This window comes from Geothrix sp. 21YS21S-2 (assembly GCF_030846775.1).
Lineage (GTDB): Bacteria > Acidobacteriota > Holophagae > Holophagales > Holophagaceae > Mesoterricola.
In genome coordinates, this window is record NZ_CP132910.1 from 4,489,598 (window position 1) to 4,515,419 (window position 25,822).

General features: G+C 70.1%; 22 protein-coding genes. 16 read left to right on the forward strand and 6 right to left on the reverse strand.

The window, feature by feature from the left end; translation table 11 throughout:
- Nucleotides 1–66: 66 nt before the first annotated feature.
- From RAH40_RS19810 to argC, 8 genes are read left to right on the forward strand one after another with little or no spacing between them, the layout of a single operon-like run.
- Nucleotides 67–1,227, forward strand: a complete 1,161-nt coding sequence (locus RAH40_RS19810; protein WP_306599356.1) for an aspartate aminotransferase family protein — start codon at nt 67–69, stop codon at nt 1,225–1,227.
- Nucleotides 1,224–2,216 carry an N-acetylornithine carbamoyltransferase gene (locus tag RAH40_RS19815; protein WP_306599357.1) on the forward strand — a complete coding sequence of 331 codons (993 nt, stop codon included), beginning with the start codon at nt 1,224–1,226 and terminating at the stop codon, nt 2,214–2,216. The genes RAH40_RS19810 and RAH40_RS19815 overlap by 4 nt, the downstream gene beginning before the upstream one ends.
- Before the next feature lie 3 nt (nt 2,217–2,219).
- Nucleotides 2,220–3,095 carry an acetylglutamate kinase gene (argB, locus tag RAH40_RS19820; RefSeq protein ID WP_306599358.1) on the forward strand — a complete coding sequence of 292 codons (876 nt, stop codon included), beginning with the start codon at nt 2,220–2,222 and terminating at the stop codon, nt 3,093–3,095.
- Nucleotides 3,095–4,144 carry a M20/M25/M40 family metallo-hydrolase gene (locus RAH40_RS19825; protein ID WP_373432586.1) on the forward strand — a complete coding sequence of 350 codons (1,050 nt, stop codon included), beginning with the start codon at nt 3,095–3,097 and terminating at the stop codon, nt 4,142–4,144. The genes argB and RAH40_RS19825 overlap by 1 nt, the downstream gene beginning before the upstream one ends.
- Complete coding sequence (locus tag RAH40_RS19830) at nt 4,137–5,471, forward strand: lyase family protein (protein WP_306599360.1); 1,335 nt, start codon at nt 4,137–4,139, stop codon at nt 5,469–5,471. Before RAH40_RS19825 ends, RAH40_RS19830 begins: the two co-directional genes overlap by 8 nt.
- A complete protein-coding gene (gene argG, locus RAH40_RS19835) occupies nt 5,468–6,655 on the forward strand; it encodes an argininosuccinate synthase (protein WP_306599361.1) in 1,188 nt (395 codons plus the stop codon). Before RAH40_RS19830 ends, argG begins: the two co-directional genes overlap by 4 nt.
- 11 nt (nt 6,656–6,666) lie before the next feature.
- Nucleotides 6,667–7,719 carry a hypothetical protein gene (locus tag RAH40_RS19840; protein ID WP_306599362.1) on the forward strand — a complete coding sequence of 351 codons (1,053 nt, stop codon included), beginning with the start codon at nt 6,667–6,669 and terminating at the stop codon, nt 7,717–7,719.
- Nucleotides 7,716–8,717, forward strand: a complete 1,002-nt coding sequence (argC, locus tag RAH40_RS19845; protein WP_306599363.1) for an N-acetyl-gamma-glutamyl-phosphate reductase — start codon at nt 7,716–7,718, stop codon at nt 8,715–8,717. Before RAH40_RS19840 ends, argC begins: the two co-directional genes overlap by 4 nt.
- Here the strand turns inward: argC and RAH40_RS19850 are convergent.
- Together RAH40_RS19850 and RAH40_RS19855 are read right to left on the reverse strand one after the other, a co-directional pair.
- Nucleotides 8,705–9,115 carry a HEPN domain-containing protein gene (locus tag RAH40_RS19850; RefSeq protein ID WP_306599364.1) on the reverse strand — a complete coding sequence of 137 codons (411 nt, stop codon included), beginning with the start codon at nt 9,113–9,115 and terminating at the stop codon, nt 8,705–8,707. The two genes, argC and RAH40_RS19850, sit on opposite strands and share 13 nt — an antisense overlap.
- Nucleotides 9,116–9,143: 28 nt before the next feature.
- Nucleotides 9,144–9,578 (reverse strand): nucleotidyltransferase domain-containing protein, encoded by a 435-nt coding sequence (locus tag RAH40_RS19855; RefSeq protein ID WP_306599365.1) that lies wholly within the window; start codon nt 9,576–9,578, stop codon nt 9,144–9,146.
- Between the two features lie 180 nt (nt 9,579–9,758).
- Here RAH40_RS19855 and ilvD point away from each other — a divergent pair, with 180 nt between their 5' ends.
- Nucleotides 9,759–11,438 (forward strand): dihydroxy-acid dehydratase, encoded by a 1,680-nt coding sequence (ilvD, locus tag RAH40_RS19860; RefSeq protein WP_306599366.1) that lies wholly within the window; start codon nt 9,759–9,761, stop codon nt 11,436–11,438.
- Nucleotides 11,439–11,658: 220 nt separating this feature from the next.
- Nucleotides 11,659–12,876: a glycosyltransferase family 4 protein gene (locus tag RAH40_RS19865; RefSeq protein WP_306599367.1), complete on the forward strand. Its 1,218-nt coding sequence runs from the start codon at nt 11,659–11,661 to the stop codon at nt 12,874–12,876.
- Here RAH40_RS19865 and hypD read toward each other — a convergent pair.
- From hypD to RAH40_RS19885, 4 genes are read right to left on the reverse strand one after another with little or no spacing between them, the layout of a single operon-like run.
- Nucleotides 12,873–15,209 carry a trans-4-hydroxy-L-proline dehydratase gene (hypD, locus tag RAH40_RS19870; protein WP_306599368.1) on the reverse strand — a complete coding sequence of 779 codons (2,337 nt, stop codon included), beginning with the start codon at nt 15,207–15,209 and terminating at the stop codon, nt 12,873–12,875. The genes RAH40_RS19865 and hypD overlap by 4 nt on opposite strands.
- Entirely contained in the window at nt 15,206–16,039 is an 834-nt protein-coding gene (locus RAH40_RS19875) for a glycyl-radical enzyme activating protein (RefSeq protein ID WP_306599369.1), read from the reverse strand. Before RAH40_RS19875 ends, hypD begins: the two co-directional genes overlap by 4 nt.
- Nucleotides 16,036–16,701 (reverse strand): GntR family transcriptional regulator, encoded by a 666-nt coding sequence (locus tag RAH40_RS19880; RefSeq protein ID WP_306599370.1) that lies wholly within the window; start codon nt 16,699–16,701, stop codon nt 16,036–16,038. Before RAH40_RS19880 ends, RAH40_RS19875 begins: the two co-directional genes overlap by 4 nt.
- 2 nt (nt 16,702–16,703) lie before the next feature.
- Nucleotides 16,704–18,074 carry an aminopeptidase P family protein gene (locus tag RAH40_RS19885; RefSeq protein WP_306599371.1) on the reverse strand — a complete coding sequence of 457 codons (1,371 nt, stop codon included), beginning with the start codon at nt 18,072–18,074 and terminating at the stop codon, nt 16,704–16,706.
- Between the two features lie 107 nt (nt 18,075–18,181).
- Here RAH40_RS19885 and RAH40_RS19890 point away from each other — a divergent pair, with 107 nt between their 5' ends.
- The 6 genes from RAH40_RS19890 to RAH40_RS19915 all read left to right on the forward strand — a co-directional run bounded on the left by RAH40_RS19890 (nt 18,182) and on the right by RAH40_RS19915 (nt 25,816).
- Nucleotides 18,182–18,316: a hypothetical protein gene (locus tag RAH40_RS19890; protein ID WP_306599372.1), complete on the forward strand. Its 135-nt coding sequence runs from the start codon at nt 18,182–18,184 to the stop codon at nt 18,314–18,316.
- A 72-nt stretch (nt 18,317–18,388) separates the two neighbouring features.
- Nucleotides 18,389–19,285, forward strand: a complete 897-nt coding sequence (locus RAH40_RS19895; protein ID WP_306599373.1) for a LysR family transcriptional regulator — start codon at nt 18,389–18,391, stop codon at nt 19,283–19,285.
- On the forward strand, nt 19,270–20,793 hold the full coding sequence (gene ilvA / locus RAH40_RS19900) for a threonine ammonia-lyase, biosynthetic (RefSeq protein ID WP_306599374.1): 1,524 nt from the start codon (nt 19,270–19,272) through the stop codon (nt 20,791–20,793). Before RAH40_RS19895 ends, ilvA begins: the two co-directional genes overlap by 16 nt.
- A 166-nt stretch (nt 20,794–20,959) precedes the next feature.
- A complete protein-coding gene (gene asnB / locus RAH40_RS19905) occupies nt 20,960–22,648 on the forward strand; it encodes an asparagine synthase B (protein ID WP_306599375.1) in 1,689 nt (562 codons plus the stop codon).
- A gap of 132 nt (nt 22,649–22,780) precedes the next feature.
- The gene (locus RAH40_RS19910) at nt 22,781–24,445 is read left to right on the forward strand and encodes a methyl-accepting chemotaxis protein (protein WP_306599376.1); all 1,665 of its coding nucleotides are present in this window, start codon (nt 22,781–22,783) and stop codon (nt 24,443–24,445) included.
- Between the two features lie 162 nt (nt 24,446–24,607).
- A complete protein-coding gene (locus tag RAH40_RS19915; protein ID WP_306599377.1) occupies nt 24,608–25,816 on the forward strand; it encodes an efflux RND transporter periplasmic adaptor subunit in 1,209 nt (402 codons plus the stop codon).
- The last annotated feature ends 6 nt before the right edge of the window (nt 25,817–25,822 follow it).

Consider the following 25,822-nt stretch of genomic DNA (forward strand, 5'->3'; position numbering starts at 1 on the left):
GGGGACGCGCACAATTTGCATTACATGACCGGTATTTCCGTGTTTTTGCATCCAATGACCGCAAATTTGCAGCCCCCCGCCCTCCTCCCCACCTACACCCCCTTCCCCTTCCCCCTGCTCCGCGGCGAACGCGACCGGGTCTTCGATCCCCTGGGAAGGAGCTACTGGGACTTCTACGGCGGGCACTGCGTGGCCAGCACCGGCCACTCCCACCCCCTGGTGGCCGAGGCCATCGCGGTCCAGGCCCGGGAGCTGATCTTCTACAGCACCGCCGCGGAACTGCCCGTGCGGTCCCGGGCGGCCAAGGCCCTTCTGGACTTCGCGGAGTCCGGCCGGGACGCGGGCATGGCCTCCATCTTCTTCTGCAACAGCGGCGCCGAGGCCAACGAGAATGCCCTGAAGATGGCCTGCCGGCTCACCGGGAGGCACAAGTTCGCGGCCTTCCAGGGCGGCTGGCACGGGCGCTCCACCCTGGCCCTGTCCGTCACCGACGACCCCGCCATCACGGATCCCTACGCGCCCCTCCTGGCGCCCTGCCTGCGCCTGCCCTGGAACGACGTGGAGGCCCTGGAGGCCGCCGACTTCTCGGACGTGGCCGGCGTGATCATGGAGCCCATCCAGAGCATGTCGGGCATCCGGCCCGCCACCGCCCCCTTCATGATCAAGGTGCGGGAGAAGACGAAGGCCGCCGGCGCCATGCTCATCTACGACGAGGTCCAGACCGGCATGGGCCGCCTGGGGCACCCCTTCGCCGCGGGCCTCCACGGCGTCCGCCCCGACATGATCACCTCCGCCAAGGGCCTCGCCTCGGGCGTGCCCATGGGGGCGCTGCTCCTGTCGGCCGAGGCCGCCGCCTCCGTCAGGCCCGGGGACCTGGGCAGCACCTTCGGCGGCGGGCCCCTGGCCTGCGCCGCGCTCCTGGCCACCCTCACGGTGATCCGCCAGGAGGGCCTCCTGCAGAACGTCTTCGTGCGCGAGCAGGAGATCCGCGAGGCGCTCGCGGGCACCTGCGTCACGGAGATCCGCGGTTCGGGCCTGCTCCTGGGCCTGGTGGTGCCGGGCCGGGCCAAGCAGCTCAAGGCCCACCTCCAGGACCGGCACATCCTCGTGGGCGGCAGCGGCGATCCCGACGCCCTGCGCCTCATGCCCCCCCTCAACGTGACCCGGGCCGCGGTCGACGCCCTGGCCGAAGCCGTCCGCACCTTCCCCGCTGGAGATTCCAAATGAGACACGCCACCGGCATCAGCGATTTCGGCATCGAGGGCCTGGAGGAGATCCTCGCCCGCGCCATCCAGTGGAAGGCGGGAACGCATCCGAAGCACCTCGTGGACCGGATCCTCGGCATGGTGTTCTTCAACCCCAGCCTGCGCACCCGCGCCTCCTTCGAGGCCGTCATGGCCCGGGGCGGCGGCTCGTCCATCGTCCTGGAAGTGGGCAACGGCGTATGGAAGCTGGAGGACCGCATCGGCGCCATCATGGACGGGGACCGGGCCGAGCACATCAAGGAGGCCGCGCCCGTCCTGGCGCGCTACGTGGACCTGCTCGCCGTGCGCACCTTCGCCGCGGGCGTCAGCGACGCGGAGGACCACGCGGATCCCGTCATGAACGGCTTCCGCAACCACTCCACCGTGCCCACCCTCAGCATGGAGAGCGCCCGGGAGCACCCCTGCCAGGGCCTCGCCGACCTCATGACGGCCCGGGAGACCTTCGGCTCCACCAGGGGCCTGCCCGTGACCCTCACCTGGGCCCCCCACATCAAGCCGCTGCCCAAGGCCGTGCCCAACAGCTTCCTGCTCACCGCAGCGGCGGCCGGCTGCGAGGTGCGCGTGGCCCACCCCGAGGGCTTCGAGCTCCAGGGCGAGGTCCTTGCCCAGGCCCAGGCCCTGGCCAAGGGCGCGGGCGGCAGCGTCTCCTTCACGAAGGACCAGGGCGAGGCCGCAGCCGGCAGCCGAGTGGTCTACGCCAAGGCCTGGGGCCCGTCCACGGAGGGCGGCCTGAAGGCGGAGGCCGTCAAGGACCACCCCGACTGGATCTGCTCCCCCGACCTGATGCGCAAGGCCGCCCAGGACGCGATCTTCATGCACTGCCTTCCCGTGCGCCGCAACGTCGAAGTGGCCGACGGCGTCCTGGACGGCCCCTGGAGCCGGGTCGTGGACGAGGCGGAGAACCGCTTCCACGTGCAGCGGTCCCTGGTCCAGTGGCTTCTGGAGGCCTAGACAATGGTACGTTCCTCGAATCCCTTCGACGCCCTGCACAACGCCGCCAAGTACGTGCGGAAGTTCCGCGGCAAGCCCTTCGTGGTCAAGCTCGGCGGCGAGATCCTGGAGGATCCCGCCCTGCGCAAGGCCGTCTGCACCCAGCTGGCCCTGCTGTGGAGCTTCTCCATCCCCCTGGTGATCGTCCACGGCGGCGGCGCCGGCCTGGACGCGCTCTGCAACGAGCTGGGCCTGGAGACCACCAAGGTCGCCGGCCGGCGCGTGACCTCGGCCCCCGTGCTGGACGCCGCCAAGATGGCCTTCAAGGGCCGCATCCAGATGGACCTCCTCGCTTCGCTGGAGGTCGCCGGGCTTCCCGCGGTGGGCCTCTCCGGCCAGGACGCGGGCCTCGTGAAGTCCCACAAGCGGCCCGTGGGCGAGGTGGACTACGGGCTCGTGGGCGACGTGGACACCGTGGACCCCTCGGTCCTCCGGCACCTCCTGGACGGCGGCTACGTCCCCGTGGTGGCGCCCTTCTCAGCCACGGCCGAGGGCCAGGTGCTCAACACCAACGCCGACACCATCGCCGCCGAGATCGCCGCGGCCCTGGGGGTGGAGAAGCTGTTCTTCATCCTGAAGGTCCCCGGGCTCCTGCGGGACGTGGCCGTGCCCAGCAGCCTGGTGCCCCTGGCCGACCTGCAGACCCTCAAGGAGCTGGAAGGCGCCATCAAGGACGGCATGAAGCCCAAGATCACCGCGGCCCGGCGGGCCCTGGAGGGCGGCGTGAAGAGCGTCCACCTGGTTTCGGGCAGCAGGCCCGACGCCATCCTGGCCGAGGTGTTCACCAACGAGGGCAGCGGCACCATGCTGGTCGCCGACCGGAACGAGGTGGGCGCATGATGGCGCCCGCGGCCCTCCTGGAATCCCTGGTGGCCATTCCCAGCGTGTCCCACGCCGAACAGGCCGTGGCGGACCACGTCGCGGCCCTGCTGGGCGCCGAGGGCTTCGAGGTGCGCCGCACGGGCAACAGCCTCTGGTTCGAGGTGGGCACCGAAGGTCCCCGCATCCTCTTCGCCAGCCACCTGGACACCGTGCCCCCCTGTGACGGCTGGAGCAGCGATCCCTTCACCCCGTCCTGGAACGGCGACCGCCTCACCGGGCTGGGCGCCAACGACGCCAAGGGCTGCGTGGCGGCCATGATCCTGGCGGCCGTGGAGCTGCGCGGCCTCAAGGGCGCCCGCGCCGTGTTCGCCTTCACCGAGGGCGAGGAGGTGGGCGGCAAGGGCATCCGGGAGGTGCTGCCGGACCTGGGCAGGCTGGACGCCGCCGTGGTGGGGGAGCCCACCGGCCTGGAGATCTGCGCCGCCCAGCGGGGCATGCTCATCCTGCGCTGCACCGCCCGGGGCGAGGCCGCCCACGTGGCCCACAGCCCCCTGGGCGAGAACGCCATCCACAAGGCGGCCCGCGACATCCAGAAGCTCGCCGCCATGACCTTCGAGCCCCACCCCCTCCTGGGCGAGACCCGCGCCCAGGTGACCCAGGTGCAGGGGGGCAGGGCCCGCAACCAGGTTCCCGACAGCTGCGAGTTCTTCGTGGACCTGCGCACCACCCCCAACCTGGACCACGCCCTCACCGCCGAGCGCATCGCGCTGGTGCTGGAGAGCGAAGTGGCCGTGCACTCCATGCGCTACGAGGCCGTGGCCACCGGCCTGGACGAGCCGGTGGTGAAGGCGGCCCTGGCCGCCTCGGGCCGCAAGGCGCCCCGAGGCTCCGCCACGGCTTCCGACTGGGCCTTCCTGGCCCACCTCCCCGCCGTGAAGGCGGGCCCCGGCGACACGCACCGAAGCCACCGCCCCGACGAATGGATCTCCCTGTCCGAGCTGGAAGGCGGCATCGCGTTCTACGCGGCTTTGGCCCGGGAATACGCCAAGGAGGCCTGCCGTGTCTAAGCCGCTCTGGGCCAAGGACCTCCCCCTGGACGAGGAACTCCACCGCTTCACCGTCGGGGACGATCCCGAGACCGACCTCCACCTCCTCGCCAGCGACGCCGCCGGCAGCGCCGCCCATGCGCGGATGCTGGGCGAGACGGGCTTCCTGGCCGAAGCCGAGGCCCGGGCCCTGGTGGGCGCCCTGGACGGCCTGCGCCAGGAGGCCCTGCGGGGCGAACTGGTGATCCTGCCCGAGGAGGAGGACGGCCACACCGCCCTGGAGCACGCCCTGGAGCGCCGCCTCGGGGAGACCGGCCGCCGCATCCACCTGGCCCGGTCCCGCAACGACCAGGTGGCCACGGCCCTGCGCCTCCACATGCGGGACCGGGCCCTGGACCTGGGCTCGGCCATGCACGCCGTCGCCCGGGCCTTCCTGGACCTGGCCGTGCGCGAGGAGACCACGCCCCTGCCGGGCTTCACCCACCTGCGCAAGGCCATGCCCGCCACCTGGGGCATGTGGGCCTCGGCCTTCGCCGAGGGCCTGCTGGAGGAGCTGGAGGCCCTGCCGGCCCTTTGGGGCCGCCTGGACCGGTGCCCCCTGGGCGCCGCCGCCGGCTTCGGCGCCCCCGTCGCCGTGGACCGGGGCCTCAGCGCCGCGCTCCTGGGCTTCAGCCGCGTGCAGAACAGCCCCATGGACGTGATGAACAGCCGGGGCCGGTACGAGCAGGCCCTGGCCGCCTGGATCGTCTCCGCCGCCGGTACCCTCGAGAAGGCCCTCTGGGACCTGAACCTCTACAGCACCGAGTCCTTCGGTTTCGTGACCCTGCCCGACGCCTTCACCACGGGCAGCAGCCTCATGCCCCAGAAGCGCAACCCCGACGCCCTCGAACTGGCCCGGGCCCGCTGCCGGGAACTGCGGGGCCTGGCGGGCCTCCTGGGGCACCTCGCGGGGGGCCTCCCCTCCAGCTACCACCGGGACCATCAGCTCCTGAAGGCGCCCTTCGTGGAGCTCCTGGGCAAGGGCGAGGAGCTCTTCCGCATCACCTCCCGGCTCCTGCCCGGCCTCAAGGTGGACCGGGAGGCCTGCGCCGCCGCCATCACCCAGGAGCTCCACGCCGCCGCCCGGGCCTGCCGCCTCGCCGCCGAGGGCCAGCCCTTCCGCGACGCCTACGTCCAGGTGGCCCGCGAGATCCAGGACGGCACCTTCCGCCCCGAGTCCGCCGTCCCCGTGCGCCTGGGCCTGGAGCGCACCGCCGAGGCCCTGGCTTCGTCCTCCGCCTGGATCAAGGGCCGCCGGGCCTTCCTGAAAACGACCTACGAACAACTCTTCGCCTGGGGTGCCAAATGAGCCACCGCGTCCTTCTCGCCTTCTCCGGGGGCCTCGACACCTCGTACTGCGTCCTCTACCTGAAGTCGCTCGGCCACGAGGTCCACACCGTCACCGTGGACACCGGCGGCTTCTCCCCGGCCGAACTGGAGCGCATCGAGGGCATGGCCGCGAAGCTGGGTTCGGCCTCCCACGCCACCATCGACGCCCGGGAGGAGCTGTTCCAGGACTACCTGCGTCACCTGGTGGCCGGCAACGTCCTGCGGGGCGGGCTCTATCCGCTGTCCGTGAGCGCCGAGCGGGTCTGCCAGGCCCGGCGCGTGGTCACCCACGCCCGGGACATCCGGGCCACGGCCCTGGCCCACGGCTCCACCGGCGCCGGCAACGACCAGGTGCGCTTCGACGTGGCCTTCCGGGCCCTGGCGCCGGACCTGGCCCTCATGGCCCCCATCCGTGAACTGGCCCCCAGCCGCGCCGAGGAGAGGACGTACCTGGCCGAGCGCGGCTTCCCCTTCCCCGAGAAGGTGGAGTCCTACAGCGTCAACGAAGGCATGTGGGGCACGAGCATCGGCGGCAAGGAGACCCTGGACCCCTGGCAGAACCTGCCCGAGGCCGCCTATCCCGGCGGCGAGGTGGACCCGCTCACCCCGGCCCGCACCCTGGTCCTGGGGTTCTCCAACGGCGTCCCCGTTTCGCTGGACGGCGCGGAACGGGGCCCCGTCGGCGTGATCCAGGCCCTCAACGAGGTGGGGAGCACCTACGGCATCGGCCGCGGCATCCACCTGGGCGACACCATCCTGGGCATCAAGGGCCGCGTGGCCTTCGAGGCCCCCGGCGCCCACCTGGTCATCACCGCCCACCGGGAGCTGGAGAAGCTCGTCCTCACCGGCAAGCAGCTCTTCTGGAAGGAGTCCCTGGGCAACCTCTACGGCAGCCTCCTGCACGAGGGGCACTTCTTCGACCCCATCTGCCGGGACCTGGAGGCCTTCCTGGCCTCCACCCAGGACGCGGTCACCGGCGACGTGCGCCTGGAGCTGCGCCCCCGGGCCTTCGCCGTCCAGGGCGTCAAGTCCCCGCGCAGCCTCGTGCGCCCGGACATGGCCAGCTACGGCGAGAGCACCCGCCTCTGGACGGGCGCCGAGGCCGCGGGCTTCGCGCACATCTTCGGCGTGCCCCAGATGATCGCCCTCAAGGCCAAGGGATGAAGGGAGCTTCGATGCGCATCCACCTGGACAAGATCGCCTCGGTGACGAGGAACCTGGGCCTGGGCCGCTGGGTCACCCTGGGCGAGGCCGTCGAGGCCCGGGAGGGCTCGGTCATCGCCGGCCGCATCTGCGGCGAGAAGACCGTCTACAACGAGCTGGAGGACGTCCACGGCCGCATGAGCGTGCTCCACGACGGCGACATCATCGTGGGCGCCCTGGGCCACCGCAACGCGCTGCAGGGCTACGAGGGCGTGCTGCCCACCAAGGTCGCCCCCGGCGACCGGCTCCACCTCCTGAACCTGGGCGGGGTGCTGGGCCACTGCGTCTCCAGCAACCCGGGAGTGGGCGCCCCCTTCGAAGTGGAGGTGCTGGGCCAGGTGCTCAGCTTCCCCCAGTTCGGGAGCCGCCTGGGCCAGCCCGCGTTCATCCAGGAGAAGGCGGTGCAGGGCAAGCCCCTGGCCACGCCCGTGCCCGTGGTGTACGTGGCCGGCACCTGCATGAACGCCGGCAAGACCCTCGCCGCCTGCGTCCTGGTGCGCGCCTTCACCCAGGCGGGCTACAAGGTCGGCGGCGCCAAGCTCACCGGCGTCAGCCTCCAGCGGGACATCCTGGCCATGCAGGACTACGGCGCCGAGGCCATCCTGGACTTCACGGACGCCGGCGTCACCTGCACCGGCCCCGCCACCGCGCCCGGCGCGGCCCGCGCCATCTTCACGGAACTGGCGGACCGGGGCGTGGACCTGATCATCGCCGAGACCGGCGACGGCATCATGGGCGAGTACGGCGTCCAGGCCATCCTGGAGGACGAGGCCCTGCGCAAGTGGGGCGTGGCCTACGTCCTGTGCGCCAACGACCCCGTCGGCGTCGAGGGCGGCGTCAGGAACCTGAAGGAGGCCTACGGCATCCAGGTGGACGTGGTGGCCGGCCCGGCCACGGACAACCGCGTGGGGGGCCGCTTCGTGGCCACCCTGGGCCTGCCGGCCCACAACGCCCGGTCCCAGGCCAGGGAACTGGGAGCGCTCGTCCTGGAAAAGGTGCGGGCCGCCCTGGAGGTGAAGCCGTGAAGCTCGACGCCGCCATCCTGGGCGCCTCCGGCTACGGGGGCGGGGAACTGCTGCGGTGGCTCTCGGGCCACCCCGCATGCGCAAGCCTGCGCGGCACCTCACGCCACGCGGGACGGGCCTTCGGCGACGTGCATCCCAACCTGCGCGGCATCGTGCCCGGCGTCCTGGAGGAGGCCATCGACTGGTCCTCGTTCACGGGCAGCGAACAGCCCGTGGTCTTCTCGGCCCTGCCCCACGGGGAGCTGGCGGCCCTGCTGCCCGGCCTGGAGCGCGCCTGGGACAAGGCCGGCATCGCGGACAAGGTCCTCCTCCTGGACCTGAGCACCGACTTCCGGGGCGTGGAGCACCGCCCCCGCTTCGTCTACGGCCAGCCCGAATGGAACCGCGCCGCGCTAAAGGGCGCCCGGCGCGTGGCCTGCGCGGGCTGCTTCGCCACCGCCCTGGAGCTGGCCCTCCTGCCCCTGCGCGGCCTGGACGTGGGCTTCCTGGCCGCCACCGGCGCCACCGGCTCCAGCGGCAGCGGCGCCACCCCCGTGGAGGGCACCCACCACCCCCTGCGCGCCCAGGATTTCCGCGCCTACAAGCCCTTGGCCCACCAGCACATGGCCGAGGTCAACGCCGCCATGGCCGAGCTGGGCATCCAGGGCGACCTGGCCTTCGTGCCCCAGAGCGCGCCCATGGTGCGGGGCATCTTCATGTCCCTGCAGTTCCGCCTTCCCCAGGGCCTCACCGGGGAGGGCCTGGCCGCCCGGACCGCCGAGGCCTTCCAGGACGCCCCCTTCGTGCGCATCGTCACCGGCTCCCCCCGGGTGGGCGCCGTGGCCGGCGGCGCCTTCTGCGACGTCGCGACGGCGTCGGACGGCCGGAACGGCGTGGTGATGACCGCCATCGACAACCTGGGCAAAGGCATGGCCTCCCAGGCCGTGCAGTGCATGAACCTGGCCCTGGGCCTGCCGGAGACGGCCGGGCTCATGGTGCCGGGGTGCTATCCGGGCTGAGGAGGGGAACCTGTCACCAGGTCATCCAGGTCCACCCCTGGAGTGAACCCGGTGAGGCCCGAGGCCCAGCGAACCACGTCCTTGGCAAGGTCGATGGCTTCCACCCAGTCGTCGTGGGTGAGGGCAGGGTATAAGCCCGGGTAGCGAGTCTGTACGGCATACCGGGTCAGAATGGCGGCGTTGTCGACTTCTGGAGGAATCGTGACTCCGTTTTCATCAAGAAAGTCGGTCAGTTCACCGAGGTCATGGGTGAACCCGGAATCCAGTTGCCGATGCCTGCAGACTGCCTTTAGGGCCTTCTCAGCGGACTGTTGTGCCTGGTAAAAGAGATCCTCGATGGCAATCGGAAATTCCGGCCTCCGTGCAGCCATGGCGAAGGAACTGAAGGCCCTGGCCATCCATTCTTCTGCGGTGCCGTGGCTCGGCCTAGGCCTGGACTTCGGCACGGTACAATTCCTTGCCTTCGGAAAGCGCGAAATGATAGACCAGCCAAGGGTCCTGGCCATGGATCTCAAGGTCGCATTCGCTGATGACCAGGACATCAGAGGCCATTCCGAGCCCGCGCAGGCTCCGGTAGATGTCCTTGGAGGCCCGGTTCTGGTCGACGTCGTTTGCGACCACCACCAGCACATCCAGATCGCTATGGGGACCCATCTTCCCACGGGCCGCGGAGCCGAAAAGGATCACCCGTGAAGGATGGACGGCATCGATGATCCTCCTCGTAAGGTCGGGAACGATTTCTCCGAGGATTTCCTCCTTGGAAAGGGACCGTGCCAACCTGCTCGGGCGATGGCGATCGATCCCCGGCCGCGACGCAGTCCGGTGGGCATCGGGAACGTCCGGGTTTCCAGGCAAGGCCATTTCACCACCTTTCGGTTCCAGTATGCTCCGGCGGGCATGGGTTATTGTCAATCCTGGCGTGGATTAATTGAGAATTCCAGTTTGATCCTGCATTCGGAAAACAATTAGGTCCATTAGGGTATCCACGGGTGATCCGATCCTCCCCCCATAAGGCGATAGGATGAAGCCAGGGAGCCTTCCATGCGATCCGACACCGTGAAAAAGGGCATCGAACGCGCCGGGCACCGCAGCCTCCTGCGGGCCGCGGGGCTCAAGGACGAGGACTTCGCCAAGCCGTTCATCGGGATCTCGAACTCCTACACCGACATCGTGCCGGGGCACACCCACCTGCACGAGTTCGCCAAGGTGGTGAAGGAGGCCGTGCGGGAGGCGGGGGGCGTGCCCTTCGAGTTCAACACCATCGCCGTGGACGACGGCATCGCCATGGGACACCTGGGCATGCGGTACTCCCTGCCCAGCCGGGAGCTCATCGCGGACGCGGTGGAGACCATGGCCATGGCCCACTGCTTCGACGCGCTCATCTGCATCTCGAACTGCGACAAGATCACGCCGGGCATGGTCCTGGGGGCGCTGCGGGTGAACGTGCCCACCATCTTCGTCACGGGCGGGCCCATGATGGCCGGCCAGAAGCCGGACGGTTCGCGGTCCGACCTGATCACGGTGTTCGAGGGCGTGGGCAAGGTGCAGAGCGGCGAGATGACGGAGAAGGAGCTGGACGCCATCGAGGCCAGCGCCTGCCCCACCTGCGGCTCCTGCTCGGGGATGTTCACGGCCAATTCCATGAACTGCCTCCTGGAGGCCATCGGGCTGGCGCTGCCGGGCAACGGCACCATCCCCGCGGTGGACCCGCGCCGCCCCTTCCTGGCCAAGGCGGCGGCCCTGCAGATCTTCGACCTGCTGGACCGGGACCTGAAGCCCAGGGACCTGGTGACGGCGGCCTCGCTCCACAACGCCTTCGCCCTGGACATGGCCATGGGCGGCTCCACCAACACCGTGCTTCACGGCCTGGCCATCGCCCACGAGGCGGGCGTGGACTTCCCCCTCGCCAGGCTCAACGAGATCTCGGCGGTGACCCCCTGCATCTGCAAGGTCTCGCCCTCGGTGTCCCACGTGCACATCCAGGACGTGGACCGGGCCGGGGGGATCAGCGCCATCCTCAAGGAGCTGTCCCGCCGCCCGGGGCTCCTGAACCTGGAGGCGCCCACGGTGACGGGCCGGACCCTGGGCCAGACCATCGCCTCCGCCTCCATCAAGGACCCGGCGGTGATCCGGACGCTGGAGGATCCCTACTCCGTGGACGGGGGGCTGGCGGTGCTCTTCGGCAACATCGCGCCCCAGGGCAGCATCGTGAAGAGCGCCGGCGTTGATCCCGCGTGCCTCGTGTTCGAGGGGGAGGCCCTGGTCTTCGAGAGCCAGGACGAGTGCCTGGCGGCCCTGATGCTGCGCCAGGTGAAGCCCGGCCACGCTGTGATCATCCGCTACGAGGGGCCCCGCGGGGGCCCGGGCATGCCGGAGATGCTCTCGCCCACGGCCATGATCAAGGGGCAGGGGCTGGGAACGTCGGTGGCGCTGATCACCGACGGGCGCTTCTCGGGCGGCACGGCGGGCCTCTGCATCGGCCACGTGAGCCCCGAGGCCATGGAGGGCGGCCCCATCGCCCTGGTGCGCACCGGGGACCGGGTCCGCATCGACATCCCGGCCCGCACCCTGGACATCGTGGTGGACGCGGACGAAATGGAGCGCCGGCGCGCGCAGTGGGTCCGCCCCGCGCCCAAGATCACCCGGGGCTGGCTGGGCCGGTACGCCCACCTGGTGACCAGCGCCAGCCGCGGCGCCGTGATGGAGCTGCCGCGCACCTGACGCGGATCCCGCTGTTTTTTCCAGGTCTTCCGGAAGATCCTTCCGAAGATCGTTGGACGCGAAGGGCCGGGAAGTTATCCTGGATGCGAATCCGCGCATTCCCGGAGCGAACCCCCGGCCCTCGCCGGGCCCCGTTCGCCCCTGCGGATTCGACGTTCGGCGGTGGCGTCAAAGGGCAGCACGCGGCCGTGCCACATTGGAAATCGACTGGAGATGGTGCATGCGGCTTGTGATTCTGCACAGAGGGTTCCTGGCGCGGGGCGGGGCGGAGATCCTGGCCCTGGTGCAGGCCCAGGATCTCGTCAGGGCGGGGGTCGACGTGCAGGTGGTCACCTTCGCCTACGACCCGGTCCACTGGAAGGGCCCCCTGGAGGAGATCCCGGTGCACCTGGTGCCCAGGCACCATTGGACCGACCTGCCCTTCGCCCTGGACCGGAACGCCATGCTCCGGCACCGGACCAAGCGGGTGGCGGCCCTGCTCCGGACGCTGGCCCCCGACGTGGTGCTGGCCCACAACCATCCCTCCCCCGCCATGCTCGGCGCCTGCGCCGTGGACGCCCGGAAGCTCTGGTTCTGCCACGAACCCCCCCGGGGACTCTACCCCCGCCAGACCAACCGGTTCCTCACCGAGGCCAACGCCAAGGGCCTCCTTTCCGGCCACCCGGAGCTGGCCCGGGGCATGGACCGCCACCTGTCCCGGGAACGGGAGAACAAGTGGGACTGGCGGCGCGGCGTTGAATTCGACCAGGCCGGGATCGCCAAGCTGGACGGCATCGCCGCCAACAGCTCGTACACCCGCGCCAGCGTGGCCGCGGCCTACGGAGGACGCCCGGCGGAGGTGCACTACCCCGTGGTGCCCATGGACCCCCTGCCGCACCGGTCCGGGATCAACCGGGACGGGCTCCAGGTGCTGGTCCAGACCCGCCTCGAGCTCATGAAGAACGTCGACACCGTGATCCGCGGCTTCCGGCTGGCCAGGCCCCACCTGGGCTCCCAGGCCAGGCTCCACGTGGTGGGCAAGGGCGAGGCCCTGGAGAGCCTCCAGGCCCTGGTGAAGGAGCTGGAACTGGACGACGCGGTGACCTTCCACGGCTTCCTCTCCGACGCCGAACTGAGGGCGCTCCGCCAGTCCTGCGACGTCTTCGCCCTGGTGCCCTGGGACGAGCCGTTCGGCATGGTCTACCCTGAGGCCGCCGCGGCGGGCCTCCTCCTCATCGGCCCCGACCACGGCGGTCCCGAGGAGATCCTGGGAGGCGGCCGCTACGGCTGGTGCGTCCCGCCCCACGCCCCGGTGGCGCTGGCCGAGACCCTGTGCACCGTGTTCCGCAGCAGCGACGCCGAGGCCGACCAGATGCGCCTTAGGGCGCTGAACGCCTGCCAGGCCCGGTTCGCGCCGGACGTGGTGCTGCCAAGGTTCCGGAAATGGGTGACGGGCTAGAATTCCTGGTGCTCAGTCCGGTGGATGATCTCGTTCTGCAGTTCCCGTGACAGGTCGCAGAAGTAGTCCGAGTATCCCGCCACCCGCACGATGAGGTCCCGGTGGCCGCCCGGGTCGGCCTGGGCCTCCTTCAGGGTGGCGGCGGTGACCACGTTGAACTGGACGTGGTGGCCGTCCATCTTGAAGTAGCCGCGCACCAGATGGAGGAGGCGGTCGATGCCGTCCTCCCCGGCCAGGAGGCCCGGCGTGAACTTCATGTTGAGGAGGGTGCCGCCGGTCTTCACGTGGTCCATCTTCCCGGCGGAGCGCAGGACGGCGGTGGGGCCGGACCGGTCCGCGCCCTGCACGGGGGAGATGCCCTCGGAGACGGGCTTCCCGGCCTTCCTGCCGTCGGCCGACGCCTGGCACACCTGGCCGAAGTACACGTGGCAGGTGGTGGGCAGCATCTCCAGGCGGTAGGCGCCGCCCTTGCCGTTGGGGCGGCCGTCCACGGCGTGGAAGAGGAACCGGAAGACCCGCACCATGACGTCGTCCGCCGCCGGGTCGTCGTTGCCGTACTTCGGGGCCTTGTGGAGGAGGCGCTGGCGCAGGACCTCGCTGCCGGCGAAATCCGCGTCCAGGGCCGCGACGAGTTCCGGCAGCGCGGACGGGCCCAGGGCCTTGATGGCGGCAAGGCTGTCGGTGACGGTGCCGATGCCCACGGCCTGGATGAAGGTGTTGTTGTACCGGGCGCCGCCCGCGTTGTAGTCCTGGCCCCGCTTGATGCAGTCGTCGGTGAGCACGGACAGGAAGGGCGCGGGCATGCGCGTGGCGTAGAGGCGCTCGATGAGCTGGTTGCCGCGGATCTTGATGTCCAGGAAATGGCGGGTCTGGGCCTCGAAGGCGGCCATGGCCTCCTCGAAGGTGGCGGGCGTTCCCGTGCGCGGCCCCAGGGGCTTTCCGGTGCGGGCGTCCACGCCGTCGTGGAGGGCCAGCTCGAGCATCTTGGGCAGGTTGAAGTAGCCGGTGAGGATGTAGGCCTCCTTGCCGAAGGCGCCCACCTCCACGCACCCGGAGCACCCGCCCTCCCGGGCGTCCTCCAGGGACTTGCCCTGGCGCAGCTGCTCCTCCACCACCGCGTCCGCGTTGAACAGCGAAGGGAATCCGTAGCCGTTGCGGATCACCCGCAGCGCGCGCCTGAGCACGGCGTCGGGGGTCTTGCGGGAGACCTGCACGTTGCTGCTGGGCTGGAGGAGGTGCATCTCCTCGACGATCTCCAGCAGGAGCTCCGTGAGCTCGTTGCTGCCGTCGCTGCCGTCCGGCAGGAGCCCGGCAAGGTTCAGGTTGGCGAAATCGGTGTAGGTGCCGCTCTCGGCCGCCGTGACGCCCACCTTGGGGGGCGCGGTGTGGTTGTTGAACTTCACGAAGAAGCACTCCAGCAGCTCCCGCGCCGCCTCCCGGGTGAGGGTGGCGTCCTTCAGTCCGGCCCGGTAGAAGGGCAGGAGGTGCTGGTCCAGGTGCCCGGGGCTGAAGGCGTCCCAGCCGTTGAGCTCGGTGATGACGCCCTGGTGGCAGAACCAGTAGTACTGCAGCGCCTCCTGGAAATCCCGCGGCGCCTGGGCCGGCACCCGCCGGCACACCGCGGCGATGCGCAGCAGCTCCTCCCGTCGAGCCGGGCCGCACGCCAGGGCCTGGCGTTCCGCTTCCTGCGCGTGACGCTCCGCAAGGAGGATCAGGGCGTCGCAGGAGATGCGCATGGCCTCCAGCTCGGCGCGCTTGTCGCCGGCCTCGGGGTCCCTTTCGAAATCCAGGGCCGCGTCGCTGCGCCGGATGTCCTCCTGGAAATCCCGCAGGCCCCGGGTGTAGATCTTGCCGTCCAGGACGGTGTGCCCCGGCGCCCGCTGCTCCATGAACTCCGTGAAGACCCCCGCGTCGTAGGCCTCGAGCCACTCCGGCGGCAGCAGGGCCCAGATCTGGTCCCGCAGGCTCCGGTCCCGCCAGTAGGGGATGACGTCCCGCTCGTAGGCCTCGACCATGGCCGCGTCCACGCGGTAGCGGGTCATGGGCCGGGAGTCCAGGATTCGCAGGTCCTCCACGGAATGGCAGGTGAGTTCGGGGAAGGTGGGCACGGCCTTGGGGCGCGGTCCGCGCTCGCCCACGATCAGTTCCCCGTCGCCGATCCACACCGTCTTGTGCCGGCAGAGGTGCTGGAAGGCCAGGGCCCGCATGACCGGGACGGCGTGCTTGCCCAGGTGCTCACGGTAGAAGGCGGTGACCAGCTGCGCCCGTTCGGGGCTCAGGGAGGGGACGGCCTCCAGGCTTTCCTGGCGGAGACGGGCGGTGCGTTCGTTCATGACTGACCTCCGACCTTGATTCCATGGTTCCTGAAGCGCTGCGCCAGCTCCTCCATGCGCTCCGGCGCGGGGGGCCGGAGGCCGTCCAGGGCGTAGTGCCTGCCCAGGCGCGCGAACTTCGCCGAACCGGTGGCGTGGTAGGGCAGGAGGTCCACCTGCGCGCCGGGAAGGGTGGCCACGAAGCGGGCCGTGGCGTCCATGTTCGCGTCGTCGTCGTTGACCCCCGGGACCACCGGCACGCGGACCCGGAGGTTCGGGTGGGTCCTGCCCAGGGCCTCGAGCGCCGTGAGGATCTCCGCGTTGTCCACGCCCGTCCAGTGCAGGTGGCGCGGGCCGTCCATGTGCTTGAGGTCGAAGAGGACGAGGTCGGCCAGCGCGGCGGTCTCCTGCAGGCGCCCTGCGGGCAGGCCGCAGGTGTCCAGGGCCGTATGCACGCCCCGGGCCCGCAGCGCGGCCAGGGCCGCCCCCACGAACGCGGCCTGGAGCAGGGGCTCGCCGCCCGAGAATGTGACGCCCCCGCCGGACTCGTCGAAGAAGATGCGGTCCCGCAGCACCTCCTCCACCAGCTCCTCCACCTCCACGTCCCGGCCCAGCATGCGGCGCGCGCCGGTGGGGCAGGCTTCGGCCTTGGCGTCCTCCGGGAAGGGGCCGCAGGTGCCGCACCGGATGCACAGGCCCTCCTGGAGCACCGCCTCCCGGCAGGGGGACTGGCTCTCGGGGTTGTGGCACCAGGCGCAGTCCAGGGGGCAGCCTTTCATGAACACGGTGGTGCGCAGGCCCGGGCCGTCGTGGAGGGAGAAACGCTGGATGTTGAAGACCCGTCCCTTCACGCGCGCTCCTGGAAGTAGACCTGGTTGACGAAGGCCTCCTGCACCTTGAAGCCCCAGTGCACGTCCCGGAGGTAGGCCGCCGCGTCCTCGAACCGGCCCTTTTCCAGGAGGTCGACCATCTCCTCGTGCTCCCGCAGGCCGCTGTTCTCCCAGCTGGTGTGGATCCGCTCGAACTTCCGGCTCCAGTCGTAGAGCTGCTGCTTCTTCAGGTGGACCAGGGCGGTGATGCGCCGGTTCCCCTGGCGCTCCAGGAAGAAGTCGTGGAACGCGTAGTTGTGGGCGTAGTAGGCGTGCCAGTCCCCGGCTTCCACGGCCGCGGTGGCCAGCCGGTCCAGCTCCCGGAGCCGGGCGAGGTCCCCGGGGCCCAGGGGCGCCGAGGCCAGCACGGCGCTGGCTTCCAGGGCCCCCACCAGCTGGTAGATCTCCTTGATGTCCGTGGCGTCCAGGGCCCGCACCGATACCCCCCGGCGGGGGGAGATGGTGACGAACTCCTCGGCCTCGAGCTGGATAAGGGCGTCCCGCAGCGGGGTCCGGCTCACCCCCAGTTCCGCGGCGAGGCGGTTGAGGTCCAGGAAGGCCGAGCTGGTCAGCGCGCCCGACTTGAGCTCGGCCTTCAGGTGGTCGTAGACCTGTTCCCGCAGGGACTTCGCGACGATGGCCATGGTCACCCCCGGGCCGCTTCGATCTCGAGGGCGGTGCGGGGCTTGGGCGGGCCCAGGCGGCGGGCTCCGGTGGCGGTCACCAGGAAGTCCTCCTCGATGCGCAGGCCGCCGAAGCCCGCGTAGGCCTCCAGGGCGCCGTAGTCGATGAAGTCCCTGAAGCGGCCCTCGGCGCGCCAGCGCTCCGTCAGCTCGGGCATGAAGTAGATGCCGGGCTCCACCGTGAGGACGAAGCCCTCCTGGAGCTCCCGGGCCAGGCGCAGGGACTTCAGGCCGAACTGGGTGCTGCGGGGCCGGCCCTCGTAGCCCACCAGGGTTTCGCCCAGATTCTCCATGTCGTGCACGTCCAGGCCCATGAGGTGCCCCAGCCCGCAGGGGAAGAAGAGGGCGTGGGCCCCCTGGTCCACGGCGTCCTCGACGTCTCCCTTCATCAGTCCCAGGTCCTTGAGGCCGGCCGCGAGGGTCCGGCAGGCCAGGAGATGGACCTCCCTGAAGTCGATGCCCGGGCGCAGCGCCCCCTCCGCGGCCAGGAAGGCCCCGAGGACCAGGTCGTGGATGTCCCGCTGGCGCGCGGTGAACGCGCGGTCCACGGGGAAGGTGCTGGACAGGTCCCCGGCGTAGTGGCCCGCCGTCTCCGCGCCCGCGTCCAGGAGGAAGAGCTGGCCGCTCTCCAGGGTGTTGCCGTAGTGGTGGTTGTGCAGCACGCCGCCCCGGACGGTGGCGATGACGGGGAAGGAGAGCCCGCCGCCGGCGGCCAGGGCGATGTCGGTGACGCGGCCCATGATCTCGGCCTCCCGCATGCCGGGGCGGGCCATGGCCATGGCCTCCAGGTGCATGCGCACCGAGGTGTCCACGGCGCGTTCGATCTCCTCGACCTCGGCGGGGGACTTCCGGATGCGCAGTTCCGCCACGGCGCGGATGAAGGCCGCCGAGGGCTGGGGGGCGCGGGGGCCCAGGCCCTCGAGGAGGCGCAGGTGGTGTTCGGCCCGGTAGGGAGGCAGGATGTGCACGGGACGCCCGGAGGCCTGGGCCCGGCAGAGGTGCTCCTTCAGGGCCGCTGCGGGGGCGGTGAAGGCGATGCCGGCGGCGTCGGCGAGGTCCCGCACCAGGGGTTGGGGCCCCATCCACACGATGTCGTCCAGGGTGCAGTCGTCCCCGAACAGGGTGGCGCGGTCCTCGTCCAGGTCCAGGATGGCCGCGAAGCCCGGGCGGTCCACGCCCGTGAAATAGAGGAAGGTGCTGTCCTGCCGGAACGGGAAGGCGTTGTCGGCGTAGTTCATGGGGCTCTCCTCGTTGCCGAGGAGGAGCAGGATGCCCGAGGGAATCTGCGCCTTGAGGCGGTTGCGGCGCTCCGCGCAGGGAAGGGAACCGGGCATGGGGGACTCCAGAGGAAAGCTGATATCTAATATATCAGATTTCAAATCGCTCCCTGCACGGAACCCTTGACATCGCCATTGCACCCTGTTTCTAGTTGAAATCAATGATGACCATGTCCCGCACCTTCGCCCCCGCCGCCGGCCACGCCGGTTTGGCCGGCGTCCGCGCGCTCGGGACCGTCCTCGCCCTTAGCAACCTGTCGGTGGTCGTAATTATTGACCACGGGGCGGGGGCCATCTAGCCAGCAGAACCAGTTCACCCCTTCCGCCCCGCACCCCAAAGGTCGCGGGGCTTTTTCGTTCTGGAGTCCTCCATGAACCTGTCCGATCTCGAGATCCTGGTGTGCCTCGCCGAGGAGGGGAGCTTCTCCCGCGTCGCCGAGAAGCTCAACCGCTCCCAGCCCGCCGTGAGCCAGGCCATCCGGCGCCTGGAGGAGACCTTCGAGGTGCAGCTCCTGGACCGCACCTCCCGGCGCGCGGTGCTCACGGGGGCCGGCTCGGCGCTGGTGTCCTACGCCGGGCGCATGCTCCACCTGTGGGACGGGGCGGTCAAGACCATGGCGGAGCGCCGCAACGGCAAGCGCGGGGTGCTCCGCCTTGCGGCCAACGGGCTCCTGTGCGACTACCTCCTGCCGTCCCTCATCGAGGGCTTCCGTCTGGACCACCCGCACGCCAAGATCGAGCTGGTGCAGTGTCCGGCCTCCGGGATCCCCACGGCCCTCCTGGACCAGGACCTGGATTTCGGCTTCCTCTCCTATGCGCCCAGCCACCGGGACCTGGAGACCCAGGCCCTCTTCCGGGACGACCTGGTGCTGGCGGTGCCCCCGCAGCACCCCTTCGCGCGCTTCAGCCAGGTGAGCTTCCAGCAGATGGCGGGGGAGGCCTTCCTGGCCCACTCGGCCGCCTCGCCCAGCCGCAAGCGCCTGGACTACCAGTTCGGACAGGAAGGGGTCGCGCTCCGGGTCGCCATGGAGCTGCCCAGCCTCGAGTCCATCAAGCGCTTCGTCGCCGCCGGCGCCGGCATCGCCATCCTGCCCCGGCTCTGTCTTGAGCGGGAGCTGAAGGACGGCAGCCTCGTCGCGCCGCGCATGAAGTCCCAGTCCATCGGCCGTGACATCCGGGTGGCCTGGCGCCGCACCCGGGGCGCCTCGCCCCTGGCCGGCGACTTCCTCGACCAGACGGCCCGGAGGTTCAAATGCAGGGCAGCCTAGATCCGGAGGGTCTGGCGGTCTTCAACGGCATGCTCACCGCGCCCGTGTACGACGTGGCCGTGGAGTCCCCCCTGGAGGCCGCCCCGCTCCTTTCCGCCGCCCTGGGCAACCGGGTCTGGTTCAAGCGCGAGGACCTGCAGCCCGTCTTCTCCTTCAAGCTGCGGGGAGCCTACGCCAAGATGGCGAAGCTCGGGACGGACGAGCTCGCCCGGGGCGTGGTGGCGGCCTCGGCGGGGAACCACGCCCAGGGCGTGGCCCTGGCGGCGAAGAGGCTGGGCTGCAGGGCGGTCATCGTCATGCCCCTGACGACCCCTGCCATCAAGGTGGACGCGGTGCGGCGCCTGGGCGGGGAGGTGCGGCTCCACGGCGACTCCTTCGACGAGGCCGCCGCCGAGGCCCGGCGCCTGGCGGAGGAGGGGCTGACGCCCATCCACCCCTACGACGACCCGGACGTCATCGCCGGGCAGGGCACGGTCGGTCTGGAACTGCTCCGCCAGCGGCCCCGGGGCCTGGACGCGGTGTTCGTCCCGGTGGGCGGGGGCGGGCTCATCGCCGGCGTGGCCACCTGCATCAAGCGGCTCATGCCCGCCATCCGCGTCATCGGCGTCGAGCCCGCGGACTCCGACTGCCTGGCCCGGGCCCTGGCCGCGGGCCGGCCCGTGAAGCTCGACCACGCCGGGATCTTCGCGGACGGCGTGGCGGTGCGCCAGGTGGGGGAGCTCCCCTTCCGCCTGTGCCGCAACACCGTCGACGAGGTGGTGCGGGTGGGCACGGACGAGATCTGCGCGGCCATCAAGGACGTCTTCTCCGAGAACCGCACCGTGCTGGAACCCAGCGGCGCCCTGTCGGTGGCGGGCCTGCGGAAGTGGTCGGAGGGCAGGAAGGGCCTGGACCTGGCGGCCATCCTCAGCGGGGCGAACCTCAACTTCGACCGGCTCCGCTTCGTGGCGGAACGGGCGGGGTCCGGGGAACAGCGGGAGGCCCTGTTCGCGGTGGTCATCCCCGAGCGCCCCGGCAGCTTCCGGGCCTTCTGCGAGCTCATCGGGAACCGCTCCATCACGGAGTTCAACTACCGCTACTCGGACGCGTCCAGCGCGCGGATCTTCGTGGGGATCCAGGTGTCGGGCCGCGGGGAGGTGGACGCGCTCATGGCGCTCTTCCACGCCAACGGACTCGTGGCGGTGGACCTCACCGACAACGAGCTGGCCAAGCTCCACCTGCGCCACCTGGCCTGGGGCTTCACGCCCAACCCGGAGCTGGAGCGGGTGTACCGGTTCGAGTTCCCCGAGCGCCCCGGCGCTCTGCTGCGCTTCCTGACGCGCATGAGCCAGGGCTGGAACATCACGCTCTTCCACTACCGCAACCACGGCGCCGACGTGGGCCGGGTGCTCGCGGGCATGGAGGTGCCGCGGGAGGACGAGGGCGCCTTCTGGACCTTCCTGGGGGAGCTGGGGTACGAATGGACGGACGAGAAGGACAATCCGGCCTACCGCTTCTTCCTGGCTTGACCCGGGATGCCCCATGCCCAATACTTCCACCATGACTTTCGCGTCCGTCAACTTCGCCAATATCAATCCGCCCCCGGGGTGGAGTTGGTGATCTGACCGGATCGTCCTCGCTTCCGCCCCACGTTCACGCGTGGGGCTTTTTTTTATCTCCCCGAAAGGACCTCCCATGTGCGGCATCCTGGCCATTCTCGACATCGACCCGACCCGTTCCAATTCCGGCGAGCTCCGCAGGCAGGCCCTCTCCATGGCCCGGAAGCTCAGACACCGGGGGCCCGACTGGAGCGGCATCTACAGCGACGACCACGCCATCCTCGCCCATGAGCGGCTCTCCATCGTGGACGTGGAGCACGGCGCCCAGCCCCTGGTGGACACGCTCACCGGCAACCTCCTCACGGTCAACGGGGAGATCTACAACCACAAGGACCTCCAGAGGGGGCTCCGGGAGCGCCACGACTTCCAGACGAAGTCCGACTGCGAGGTGATCCTCTACCTCTACGACGAGGAATCCCCGAAGAAGTTCCTCAACGCCATGAACGGGATCTTCGCGTTCGTGCTCTACGATCCCCGCAACGGCAGCTACCTCATCGCCCGGGACCCCATCGGCGTCGTGCCCCTCTACCTGGGCTGGGACCGCCAGGAGAACCTCTACGTGGCCTCCGAACTCAAGGCCCTGACGGGCCACTGCGAGCGCATCCAGGAGTTCCCGGCGGGGTGCTTCTACCAGGGGCACGAGAAGGAGAAGGGGTTCCAGCGGTACTACGAGCCGAAGTGGGCGGAGCCCGGCTTCGTCCCGTCCAGGCCCTACGACGCCCTGGCGCTGCGCAAGGCCCTCACCGACGCCGTGCACCGGCAGCTCATGTGCGACGTGCCCTACGGCCTCCTCATCTCGGGCGGCGTGGACTCCTCCATCATCGCGGCCATCGCCGCGCGCTACCGGGAGAACCGGGTCGAGGAGGACGACCGCGGCCCGGCCTGGTGGCCCCGCATCCACTCCTTCGCGGTGGGCCTCAAGGACGCCCCGGACCTGGCGCCCGCGCGCAAGGTCGCCGAGCACATCGGCGCCATCCACCACGAGATCCACTTCACCATCCAGGAGGGCATCGACGCGCTGTCGGACGTCGTCTACCACCTGGAGACCTTCGACATCACCACCATCCGGGCCTCCACCCCCATGTTCCTCATGATGCGGAAGATCCGCGCCATGGGCATCAAGATGGTCCTGAGCGGGGAGGGCGCCGACGAGATCTTCGGGGGCTACCTCTACTTCCACAAGGCCCCCTCGGGGCCCGCCCTGCACGAGGAGACGGTGAACAAGCTCTCGAAGCTCCACCTCTACGACTGCCTCCGGGCCAACAAGTCCGCCGCCGCCTGGAGCGTGGAGGCCCGGGTCCCCTTCCTGGACCGGGAGTTCCTGGACGTGGCCATGAACCTCGACCCCTCCCTCAAGATCCCCCGCAACACCCCCCGCAACATCGAGAAGCACCTCCTGCGCGAGGCCTTCGACGGCTGGCTCCCCGACGAGGTGCTGTGGCGCCAGAAGGAGCAGTTCTCCGACGGGGTGGGCTACGGCTGGATCAACGCCCTCAAGGCCCATGCCGAGGCCGAGATCACCGACGGCATGATGCGCGGGGCCGGGGAGCGCTTCCCCGTGAAGACACCGCTCACCAAGGAGGCCTACCTCTACCGCCAGCTCTTCGAGTCCCACTTCCCCATGGCCACCGCCGTGAACTGCGTGCCCTTCGAGGCCAGCGTGGCCTGCTCCACAGCGGCGGCCCTGGCGTGGGACCCCTCGTTCAAGGACCGGGCCGACCCGTCGGGGCGGGCCGTGGCGGGGGTGCACGACAAGGCCTATTAAGGAGGGAGGCGATGGCACAAGGAGCCGCCCTGGGCATCTAATCAGAGCCCGGTGCCAAGGACTGCCTGCACGCTTTTTGCGTGCGGGCGTGGCGTGGGTCTGTACCTGAAGGCGCCTCGGGAGGGCTGAGCCATGGAATGGTATAAATCATTGAAACTGGCTACACAGCTGATGCTCGCCTTTTCGTTGGTCGCTCTGGTTTCCGTCACGGTGGGCCTCCTGGGCATGTCCAACACCGGCAAGGTGGACGGGATGATGAAGGACATGTTCGACAACAACCTCATGTCCCTGAAATACGTGGGCGAAGCGCGAAGCTCCTTCATCATGTTCGCCCGGGTGGCGAACATCTATTTCGTCGCGCCGGACGCGGAACGGCGGCGGGAGGCGAGGGCCTCCATGGAGAAGGCCCGGAAGGAGCTGTTCGACATGGTGGCCAAGGAAAGGGCCACCCGGATGGTGCCCGAGGAGGTGGCCCTCTGGAGCGCCTTTGACGCGGCCTGGCCGGCGTACGAGGACGGGGTGGGGCGCTACCTCGCCATGGTCGATTCCGGCAGGCTCGAGGACGCGCGGCAGTACCTTTTCGCGGAGGTCCGGCCCAAGACCCATGCCCTGGACGCCGCCCTGACCCGGATCCAGGACCTCAACATCCGGGATGCGGAAAGCACCCACCAGCAGAGCGCCGCGGTGGTCTCCAGCCTCCGGATCCAGACCGGCCTGATCGTCCTGGCGGGTTTCGCGGCCGCGTTGGGCATCGGGTTCCTCGTGGCCCGGCACATCAAGAAGCAAGTGGGCGGGGAACCGGCAGACGCCGCGGCCATTGCCCGGCGGGTCGCCATCGGGGATCTGACCATGGAGGTGGCGACCGTACCCGGGGATGGGGACAGCATGATGGCCTCCATCCGGGACATGGTGAAGAAGCTTTCGGAGGTCGTGGCCCGGATCCAGGAAGCCTCCGCGTCCATGGTGGGGGCCTCGGACCAGCTGAGCGCCACCGCGCAGTCGCTGAGCCAGGGAGCCAGCGAACAGGCCTCCAGCGTGGAGGAAACCAGCTCGTCCTTGGAGCAGACCAGCGCCTCCATGGAGGAAATGAGCGCCTCCATTTCCCAGAACAATGAAAACGCCAAGGTGACCGGGGATATCGCCATCCGGACCTCCCGGGAAACGGTCGAAGGGGGCCAGGCCGTCCAGGAGACCGTTGGGGCCATGAAACTCATCGCCAAGAAGATCGCCATCATCGACGACATCGCCTACCAGACGAACCTGCTGGCCTTGAACGCGGCCATCGAGGCGGGCCGCGCGGGTGAGCACGGCAAGGGCTTCGCGGTGGTGGCGGCGGAGGTGCGCAAGCTGGCGGAGCGCAGCCAGGAGGCCGCCGCGGAGATCGGCGAACTGGCCTCCGGGAGCGTGGTCCTGGCGGAGCGGGCCGGAGCCCTCCTGGCGACCATCGTGCCGTCCATCCAGAAGACCTCCGACCTGGTGCTGGAGATCGCCGCCGCCTCGTCGGAACAGAACACGGGGGTCGTCCAGATCAACGGCGCCATAACCCAGATCAGCCAGGCCATCGGTCAGATCAGTACGGCCGTGGCGCAGAATGCCGCGGCCTCCGAGGAGCTGGCGTCCACCTCCGAGGAGGTGAACGCCCAGGCCCTGGAAATGCAGTCGACCATCGCCTTCTTCCATCTCGAGGACGCCCCGCGGCCCCGGAAGGCCCCGGTGCGCACCCCGCCTCCGCCCAGGAACGCCCACGTAGCGCCTCGCCTCCCCCTCAAGGAGGATCCGGAATTCGCCAAGTTCTGAGCGGACGGTCCCCGCATTCCGGAAGGGCGGGCATTCACCGGCGCAGGATCGACGCCCGGCGGCGAATGCCTTCGATCCGGCGGCAGGTCTGAACGGCGGCGGGCCTGGCCCGTCTATCCTCAGGAAGCTGGATCTTGACCCGCCTGCTCCTTGGAATCCGCCATGAGACCTGCCGTCCTTCTGGGAATCCCCGTCGCCTTCGCCCTGGCGGGCTGCGCCGCCTGGGTGGCCATCAGGCCCAAGCCCCAGGCGCAGTGGCGGTTCGCCAAGGTGGAAGTGGGGGACGTGAGCCGGAAGGTGACGGCCACGGGTACCGTGAACGCCCTGACCCAGGTGTCCGTGGGCACCCAGGTGTCGGGCGTGGTGACCAGCCTCTACGCGGACTTCAACAGCATCGTGAAGAAGGGCCAGGTCGTGGCCCGCATCGACGCCACCGTGAACGAGACCCTGGTGGCCGACGCCCTGGCGAGCCTGCGCAAGGCGAAGTCCGCCTGCGTCCTGGCGAAGGACGACCTGGAGCGGAACAGGCGCCTGGCCGCGGAGAAGCTCCTGTCCACCGCCGACCTGGACGCCAAGGTCAACGCCTATGAGACCGCCCTGGGCAACCTGGAGTCCGCCCAGGCCTCGGTGCGCAAGGCGCGCATCAACCTCGCCTACTGCACCATCACGGCGCCGGTGGACGGGGTGGTGGTGTCCCGCGTGGTGGACGTGGGGCAGACGGTGGCGGCCAGCTTCAGCACGCCCAGCCTCTTCTCCATCGCCAACGACCTCTCCCGCATGAAGGTGACCGCGGCCATCGACGAGGCCGACATCGGGTCGATCCGGACGGGGCAGGAGGCGACCTTCACCGTGGACAGCTACCCGGGCATGGCCTTCCGGGGCTCCGTGAGCGAAGTGCAGCTCAACCCCACGGTATCGAGCAACGTGGTCACCTACTCCGTGGTGATGGAGGTGGCCAACGTGCCCCGCCCCGCCGCCGCGGGACAGACCTCGAAGGCCTCCGCCACGGCGCGCTACGCCCCCGCCGGAAGCCCCGTCTACCGCGGCGAGATGGCGCTATTCCCGGGCATGACGGCCAACGTGTCCATCCTCACCGCGGACCGCAGGAACGTGCTGCGGGTGCCCAACGCGGCCCTGCGCTTCAATCCGGGAGGGCAGCCCGCGCCCAGGGGAGACAAGGTCTGGGTGCTGGAGAACGGCGCCCCCAGGGCGATCCCCGTGAAGGTCGGCACCAGCGGCAGCCAGTTCTCCGAAGTGTCCGGGGAGGGCGTCCGGGAGGGGCTGACGATCCTCGCCGGCACCGAGACCGCCGCCGCCACGCCCGCCAAGGCCTCGCCCCTGGGCGGCCCGGGCGGCCCTCCTCCCCGCTGAGGCCGT